This is a genomic window from Kitasatospora sp. NPDC127060 (assembly GCF_042724935.1).
Lineage (GTDB): Bacteria > Actinomycetota > Actinomycetes > Streptomycetales > Streptomycetaceae > Kitasatospora.
Window position 1 is genome coordinate 1 of sequence record NZ_JBHXEG010000206.1, and the last position, 1,030, is coordinate 1,030.

Genomic DNA, 1,030 nt, shown 5'->3' on the forward strand with positions numbered 1-1,030 from the left:
GGCGAAGCTGAGAACTTAAGCGCCAGTAAACGGCGGTGGTAACTATAACCATCCTAAGGTAGCGAAATTCCTTGTCGGGTAAGTTCCGACCTGCACGAATGGCGTAACGACTTCTCGACTGTCTCAACCATAGGCCCGGTGAAATTGCATTACGAGTAAAGATGCTCGTTTCGCGCAGCAGGACGGAAAGACCCCGGGACCTTTACTATAGCTTGATATTGGTGTTCGGTTCGGCTTGTGTAGGATAGGTGGGAGACTTTGAAGCAGCAACGCCAGTTGTTGTGGAGTCGCCGTTGAAATACCACTCTGGTCGTGCTGGATGTCTAACCTGGGTCCGTGATCCGGATCAGGGACAGTGTCTGGTGGGTAGTTTAACTGGGGCGGTTGCCTCCTAAAGAGTAACGGAGGCGCCCAAAGGTTCCCTCAGCCTGGTTGGCAATCAGGTGTTGAGTGTAAGTGCACAAGGGAGCTTGACTGTGAGACTGACGGGTCGAGCAGGTACGAAAGTAGGGACTAGTGATCCGGCGGTGGCTTGTGGAAGCGCCGTCGCTCAACGGATAAAAGGTACCCCGGGGATAACAGGCTGATCTTCCCCAAGAGTCCATATCGACGGGATGGTTTGGCACCTCGATGTCGGCTCGTCGCATCCTGGGGCTGGAGTAGGTCCCAAGGGTTGGGCTGTTCGCCCATTAAAGCGGTACGCGAGCTGGGTTTAGAACGTCGTGAGACAGTTCGGTCCCTATCCGCTGTGCGCGTAGGAGTGTTGAGAAGGGCTGTCCCTAGTACGAGAGGACCGGGACGGACGAACCTCTGGTGTGCCAGTTGTCCTGCCAAGGGCATGGCTGGTTGGCTACGTTCGGGAGGGATAACCGCTGAAAGCATCTAAGCGGGAAGCCTGCTTCGAGATGAGCACTCCCACCTCCTTGAGAGGGTAAGGCTCCCAGTAGACGACTGGGTTGATAGGCCGGATATGGAAGCCCTGTAAGGGGTGGAGTTGACCGGTACTAATAGGCCGAGGGCTTGTCCTCAG

The 1,030-nt window shown here is 55.7% G+C and carries 1 rRNA gene; it reads left to right on the top strand.

Annotated features, from left to right (window positions below):
• Window positions 1–1,028: ribosomal RNA gene (locus ACFWIS_RS40750) — 23S ribosomal RNA — on the top strand; the annotation flags it as partial.
• Window positions 1,029–1,030 lie beyond the last annotated feature (2 nt).